Here is a 7,162-nt window from a genome sequence, read left to right as displayed (position 1 = left end):
GCCCGACGATCACTTGCCAGGGCAGGCCGATCAGGTCGGCGGTGGCGAACTTGCCGCCGGGCCTCTGGTCGGTGTCGTCGTAGAGCACGTCCTTGCCGGCGGCGACGAAAGCGGCATGCAGCTCGTCGCAGACGCGGTCGCACTCGGCGTCGCCCGCTTTCATGTTGATCAGCCCGATGTCGAACGGAGCCACCGCCTCCGGCCAGATGATGCCGTTGTCGTCATGGCTGGCTTCGATGATCGCCGCGACCAGCCGCGACGGACCGATGCCGTAGGAGCCGCCGGAGACGAAATGATCCTTGCCGTCGGGCCCGGTCACCTTGGCGCCCATCGGCTTGGAGTATTTGTCGCCGAAATGGAAGATGTGGCCGACCTCGATGCCGCGCGCCGAAACCTTGTCGCTCTCGCCGATCTTCTCCCACGCCGCCTCGTCGTGCATCTCGTCGGTGGCCGCGTAGGGTGTCGTCCAGGTCTTGACGATATCGCCGATCTCGGCGGCATTGGCGAAGTCGGTCTTCTCTCCGGGCACATCGAGCGAAAGATAGTCGCGGTGGCAATAGACCTGGCTCTCGCCGGTGTCGGCCAGGATGATGAATTCATGGCTGAGATCGCCGCCGATCGGCCCGGTGTCGGCCCGCATCGGTATCGCCTGCAGCCCCATGCGCGTAAAAGTCCGGAGATAGGACACGAACATCCTGTTGTAGGCCGCCCTGGCGCCCTCGAAGTCGAGGTCGAAGGAATAGGCGTCCTTCATCAGGAACTCGCGCGAACGCATGACGCCGAAGCGCGGCCGCACTTCGTCGCGGAACTTCCACTGGATGTGGTAGAGATTGAGCGGCAGGTCCTTGTAGGATTTCACATAGGCGCGGACGATCTCGGTGACCACTTCCTCATTGGTCGGGCCGTAGAGCATGTCGCGGTCCTGCCGGTCCTTGATGCGCAGCATCTCCTTGCCGTAGTCGTCATAGCGGCCGCTTTCGCGCCACAGATCGGCCGACTGGATGGTCGGCATCAGGATTTCCAGCGCCCCGGCGCGGTTCTGCTCCTCGCGAATGATGCGGCAGACCTTGTCCAGCACCCGCTTGCCGAGCGGCAGCCACGAGAAACTGCCCTGTCCCTGCTGGCGGATCATGCCGGCACGCAGCATCAGCCGGTGCGAGACGATCTCGGCCTCGCGCGGGTTTTCTTTGAGGATCGGCAGGAAATAGCGCGACAAACGCATGGACAGGTCCGTGAGTGAGGAGGGCCGCGCCAGAATCGGCGCGACTTTGGCTTGCTTGACCCGGCTTCATAGCCATTTCAAGGCGGAATGGGAACCCGGACGCTTCGGCCCGAAAAGCGGCAATCGATTTCAGAAAGCACGGGATAGCCGGGATCAGAAGCGTCGCACCGTCCTTCGCCCGCCCAGAAGACCCACGGCGCTGCAAGGCCTCCCGGTCACCGCGCGCGTCTTGATGATCGTTCGCCAAGCAACGCCTGCCACACTATTGTGCAGTGCAGCACGAGAATGCCCGTTTCAAGGCAAAATTCTTCGTGACATTTTCATTCGCCTTAGGCTAATGTACCTCGATAACCGAGAGGGTAGAAAAAAATCTGCTCTCCTACGCGGTCAAAGTCTTGGGAGGATGCGATCTAGGCGCGGTTACTCGCTGCCGCCGGAAACCGGAAACAGATCGGACGCGTTTAAATTGCAAGGCCTCGTGCCTTGCATTTTTTTTGTGCAATCATCTGCTTAGCGCAACGCGTTGCCAAACCACCTTACCCAGCGTCAGCGCTCGTCCGGCCGCAAAACGGCACGGCATCCCTGTCTGGAACCAAGCTGTTCCGAAGGATGAAAACGTCTTTGCCGGACAAATCTTCTTGGGCCGGGGCCGGCTATTTGGCTAAGGTTTGGCTGAATTCCGGCACGATGTGCGGGATGTCGTTGAGGCTGTATCCAAGCCCATGCGTCAGGCCATAGAAAATGCCCATCAGGATCGCGGTGGCGATGGTGGTGCGGATCACGGCGCGCAGCATGTGGGGACCGCGCGGCGCGCTCGGAACCGTGCCCAGCGTCACGTCACGATCATCGTCCTGCGTCCTCACGCTGAACGGCAGCACGGCGAACAGCACCACCCACCAGGTCGCGAAAAACAGGGCGGTGAACGAAACCCAGCTCATGATTGCTCCAGTTCGATCAGCGTTCCGAAGAAATCCTTCGGATGCAGGAACAGCACCGGCTTACCGTGCGCGCCGATCTTCGGATTGCCGTCGCCCAGCACGCGGGCGCCGGCGGCCTTGAGCCGATCGCGCGCGGCCAGTATGTCGTCGACCTCATAGCAAAGGTGGTGCATGCCGCCGGAAGGATTCTTCTCCAGGAAGGCGGCGATCGGCGATCCCTCGCCCAAAGGCTCCAGAAGTTCGACCTTGGTGTTGCCGACATTGACGAACACCACCGTCACCCCATGCTCCGGCAGCGCCTGCGGCGCCGTCACTTCCGCGCCCAGCGTGTTGCGATAGGCAGCGACGGCAGCCGTAAGGTCCGGCACGGCAAGCGCGACATGGTTCAGACGTCCGAGCATTGGCACTCCCAAGTAGGGGAGTAGGGGAAAAGACAGATATGTCAGCTGTTTGCTCTTCCTACTCCCCTACTCCCGTACTCCCCTACTCCCTTTCGTCATCTTGTGACGAATACAGTCACGAGCGGCTTCTTGCCCCAGGCTTCGTTGGCGGCGCCGCGCACGGCGCGCCGCACTGCTTCCTGAACCAGGTCGAGATCTTTTCGGCGCTGACGGGGGATGGAGTCCACCGCGCCGATTGCCGCATCGATCATCAGATCTTCCAGCGACTCGCCACGGCCATCGGCCTCGGCGACGCCGATGGCGACCAGGTCGGGGTCGCCGGCAAGCTCATATTTGTCGTCCAGGACGACATTGACCGCCACATGGCCGGCAAAGGACAGCTTGCGCCGGTCGCGGATGCCCATCGCCTGATCGGTGCCGATCAGTCTGCCATCCTTGTAGATACGGCCGAACGGCACCTGATCCATGATGGTGGCTGGGCCGGGAGCAAGCCTGAGCATGTCGCCGTCGCGCACCTGCGCCACCTGGCCGATGCCCGATGTCGACATCAGCGAGCCCTGCGCCACCAGATGTGCCGCCTCGCCATGCACGGGAACGCCGATCTGCGGGCGCACCCATTCATACATCTTGCGCAATTCGCTGCGCCGCGGATGGCCGGAGACATGCACCAGTGCATCGCCGTCCTCGATGATCTTGACGCCGAGGTCGATGAGGCGGTTCTTGATCTCGAGGATCGCCTTCTCGTTGCCGGGAATGGTACGCGAGGAAAACACCACCGTGTCGCCTGCCGTCAGTGACACCGACTTCATCTCTTCGCGCGACAGCTTGGCCAGTGCGGCCAGTGGCTCGCCCTGGCTGCCGGTGCAGATGATGACCAGGTTCTCGCGCGGGATGAAACCAAAATCCTCCTCGGCGATGAACTCCGGCAGACCGTCCATGTAGCCGAGTTCGCCGGCCACATCGATGACCCGCTTCAGCGAACGGCCAAGCACCAGGCACTGGCGTCCGGCATCGCGCGCCGCTTTGGCGATCGAGACGATGCGTCCGACATTGGAGGAGAATGTGGTGACGGCGACACGGCCCTTGGCAGCCTGGATGACGCCCTTGAGGCCCTCGCCCACAGCCACTTCCGAAGGCGACTCACCTTCGCGCAGCGCATTGGTCGAATCGCAGATCAGCGCCAAAACGCCCTTGTCGCCATAGGCGCGGAAACGCGCCTCGTCGGTCTTCGGCCCGATCGTCGGCTCCGGATCGATCTTCCAGTCACCGGTATGGATGACGGTGCCTGCCGGCGAGGTGATCGCCAGCGACATCGGCTCGGGAATCGAGTGCGCGACCGGAATGGCTTCGATCTCGAACGGGCCGACGGTGAATTTCTCGCCCGCCCGGTAGATCGTCACCGGTATTTTCGGCGCGCCCTGCTCGCCTTGCCGCTTGGCCTCCAGCAGGCCGGCGCTGAACGGCGTCATCCAGACCGGCGCCTTCAGCTTCGGCCATGTGTCGAGCAGCGCGCCATAATGGTCTTCATGCGCATGCGTGATGATGATGCCGCGCAGATTGGCGAGGTTCTCCTCGATGAATCGCGTGTCGGGCAGCACAAGGTCGACGCCCGGCAGGCTGGCATCGGGGAAGGTCACCCCGACATCGATGACGATCCATTCGCGCGCATTGGGCGGCCCGTAGCCGTAAAGAGCGAAGTTCATGCCGATCTCACCGACGCCGCCGAGCGGCACGAAGACGAGTTCGGCGGTTTCCGCTTTCGCCATGATTTTTCCCTTCCTGGCCCTCAGGCCAAGCCCAAAAAGCAATTCCGGGAAAAGTTTGTAACGGTTTTCCCACCGGAGTTGCGCAAAAACAAACAGTTAGAACCGTTCATGAACGGCTCTATGCCCTGGCCGAAGCGACCGCGCCGAAATGCACATCGCCGGCGGCGATCGTCCGAACCGAACCTTCATCGTCGCGGATCACGAAACGGCAGTCCTCGTCAATGGTCTCAAACACCCCACGCACCACATTACCGTCAATTCTGACAGCAACTTCGCCGCCGAGCCCCGCAGCACGATCAAGCCAGCGTCGCCTGACGGCGGCAAGTCCGCGCCCCTCGTCCCACAATCGGGCATTCTCGCTCCATGCATCCGACAGCGCCAGGAACAGTGTTTCCGCATCGCATGCCGCGCCCAGCGCGCTGAGTGATGTTGCGGGATAGGGCAAATCCTCGGGGTATGCCACCACATTGACGCCGATGCCGACCGCCACCGCGAAACGGCCGCCTTCCAGGATTGCCGATTCCAGCAGGATGCCGGCCAGCTTGGCGCCGGAGGCGAGCACGTCGTTCGGCCATTTCAGTTCGAAACGGTTCTTTCCTTCGCTGCCGCCGTCGAGGCCGATGGCGATCCGGCCCTTCGGCACCACGGCGTCGAGCGCATCGGCCAGCGCCAGTCCGGCGACGAAGCCCAGCGTCGCGGCAAGGCGAAGCTCCGCCTTGGTGATGACGAGCAGCGTCGCCGCGAGGTTGCCTTCGGGGGTCGCCCAGACGCGGCCGCGCCGGCCACGCCCGCTTTCCTGCTTCTTGGAAACGACCCACAATCTGCCGGGGTCGCCTGCCCTTGCGTGGTCCAGTGCCAGCCCATTGGTGGAGCCGACGCTCTCATGCGCCTCGAGCCGGAACCCTTCCGACGCCGAGGTTGGAGCCAGCCGAAATGCCATGCCGACTAGAAAAACGTCTTGGCGGCGGCTTCGGCATAGGTGCCGATCGGCCCGCCGATCAGCACGTAGAACAGCACGAAGGCGCCGGAGACGCCGAGCACGACACGCAATTCCGTCGCCATCGGCACGAAGCCGCCAACCGGTTCGTCGAACCACATGATCTTGATGATGCGCAGGTAGTAATAGGCGCCCACCACCGAGGCCAGCACGCCGATGATCGCCAGCGCATAGAGATTGGCGTTGATGGCGGCGAGGAAGACGTACCATTTCCCCCAGAAGCCGGCGAGCGGCGGAATGCCGGCCAGGGAGAACATCAGGATGGTCAGGATCGTCGCCATGATCGGATTGGTCGACGACAGGCCGGCCAGGTCGCTGATCTGCTCGACATTGCCTTCCTTGCGCCGCATGGCGAGGATGAAGGCGAAGGTGCCGAGCGTCATCACCAGATAGATCAGCATGTAGATGGCAACGCCGCGCACGCCGGCCTGGCTGTTGGCGGCAAGGCCGACCAGCGCGTAGCCCATATGGCCGATCGAGGAATAGGCCATAAGCCGCTTGATGTTGGTCTGGCCGATGGCGGCGAAAGCACCAAGCGCCATCGAGGCGATCGAGATGAAGACGATGATCTGCTGCCAGTCTGCGGCGATCGGCTTGAACGCGCCCATGGTGACGCGAACCATCAGCGCCATCGCCGCCATCTTGGGCGCCGCCGCCAAAAAGGCCGTCACCGGCGTCGGCGCGCCCTCATAGACGTCTGGCGTCCACATGTGGAACGGCACCGCCGAGATCTTGAAGGCCAGGCCGGCCAGCACGAAGACGAGGCCGAAAACGAGGCCAAGCTGGCGCTCGCCGCTGCCGAGCGCAGAAGCGATTTCCTGGAAGCCGGTGTTGCCGGTGTAGCCATAGACCAGGCTGATGCCATAGAGCAGCATGCCCGACGACAGCGCGCCGAGGACGAAATATTTGAGGCCAGCCTCAGTCGAACGCAGATTGTCGCGGTTGATCGCGCACAGCACGTAGATCGCCAGCGATTGCAGTTCGAGGCCGAGATAGAGCCCGATCATGCTATTGGCGGAGATCATCAACATCATGCCGAGCGTGCACAGCAGGATCAGCACCGGATATTCGAACTTGTCGAAGCGTTCAGCCTTGGCAAAGCGCATCGACATCACCAGCGTCACCGCCGAGCCGACCAGCGCCAGCACCTTCATGAAGCGGGCGAAGGAATCCTGGATGAAGGCATTGCCGTAAGCGCTGCCCTGCCCGGTCCGGAAGATCAGCCAGGCGCCTGCGATCGCCAGCACGGCCACCGCAAGGCCGGTTACCGTGTTGGCCGTGTTGGCGCGCGAATAGGCTCCGACCATCAGCAGCGCCAGCGCGCCGACGGCAAGGATCAGCTCTGGCGTCGAGAGCGACAGGCTGGAGAGAAGGTCCGGCGTCATGGTTCGCAAAACCTCTGGTCAGTTCGCCGCCGCGGTCTGCGCGGCGCCGATGGATGCAGTGACATTGGTGACGAGCGACTTGACCGATTCGGCCGTCGCGTCGAAGACCGGGGCGGGATAGACGCCGAAGAAGATGACTAGAACGACCAGCGGGTAGATGATCACCTTCTCGCGCAGCGACAGGTCGAGCAGGCCCTTCAGGCTGTCCTTGGTCAGCGCACCGAAGATCACCCGGCGGTAGAGCCAGAGCGCGTAGGCGGCCGACAGGATGACGCCGGTGGCGGCGAAGAACGCCACCCAGGTGTTGACCCGGAACACGCCGAGCATGGTCAGGAACTCGCCGACGAAGCCGCTGGTACCGGGCAGGCCGACATTGGCCATGGTGAAGATCAGGAACACCGTGGCGTATTTCGGAATGTTGTTGACCAGGCCGCCATAGGCCGCGATCTCACG

General features: G+C 62.9%; 7 protein-coding genes. All 7 read right to left on the bottom strand.

The genetic code is table 11. From position 1 onward, the window contains the following. The coding region (gene proS, locus EN893_RS11980; RefSeq protein WP_128361549.1) for a proline--tRNA ligase at positions 1 to 1,222 on the bottom strand (1,222 nt) is incomplete at its 3' end. A gap of 653 nt (positions 1,223 to 1,875) precedes the next feature. Continuing rightward, the gene (locus EN893_RS11975) at positions 1,876 to 2,160 is read right to left on the bottom strand and encodes a DUF1467 family protein (protein ID WP_127267197.1); all 285 of its coding nucleotides are present in this window, start codon (positions 2,158 to 2,160) and stop codon (positions 1,876 to 1,878) included. Next, a complete protein-coding gene (gene mce, locus EN893_RS11970) occupies positions 2,157 to 2,561 on the bottom strand; it encodes a methylmalonyl-CoA epimerase (RefSeq protein WP_127267198.1) in 405 nt (134 codons plus the stop codon). Before mce ends, EN893_RS11975 begins: the two co-directional genes overlap by 4 nt. Before the next feature lie 95 nt (positions 2,562 to 2,656). Beyond that, positions 2,657 to 4,327 (bottom strand): ribonuclease J, encoded by a 1,671-nt coding sequence (locus EN893_RS11965; protein ID WP_127267199.1) that lies wholly within the window; start codon positions 4,325 to 4,327, stop codon positions 2,657 to 2,659. Positions 4,328 to 4,445: 118 nt separating this feature from the next. Next, positions 4,446 to 5,267 (bottom strand): biotin--[acetyl-CoA-carboxylase] ligase, encoded by an 822-nt coding sequence (locus EN893_RS11960; RefSeq protein WP_127272307.1) that lies wholly within the window; start codon positions 5,265 to 5,267, stop codon positions 4,446 to 4,448. A 5-nt stretch (positions 5,268 to 5,272) separates the two neighbouring features. Further along, positions 5,273 to 6,709: an NADH-quinone oxidoreductase subunit NuoN gene (nuoN, locus tag EN893_RS11955; protein WP_127267201.1), complete on the bottom strand. Its 1,437-nt coding sequence runs from the start codon at positions 6,707 to 6,709 to the stop codon at positions 5,273 to 5,275. A gap of 18 nt (positions 6,710 to 6,727) precedes the next feature. Further along, positions 6,728 to 7,162: proton-conducting transporter membrane subunit (locus EN893_RS11950; RefSeq protein WP_281062478.1), on the bottom strand; the 435-nt coding region annotated here is incomplete at its 5' end.

Source organism: Mesorhizobium sp. M7A.F.Ca.CA.004.04.2.1, from assembly GCF_004022825.1.
Lineage (GTDB): Bacteria > Pseudomonadota > Alphaproteobacteria > Rhizobiales > Rhizobiaceae > Mesorhizobium.
Note: the sequence above shows the minus strand (reverse complement) of the source record. Positions and strands in the feature narration are given on the sequence as shown.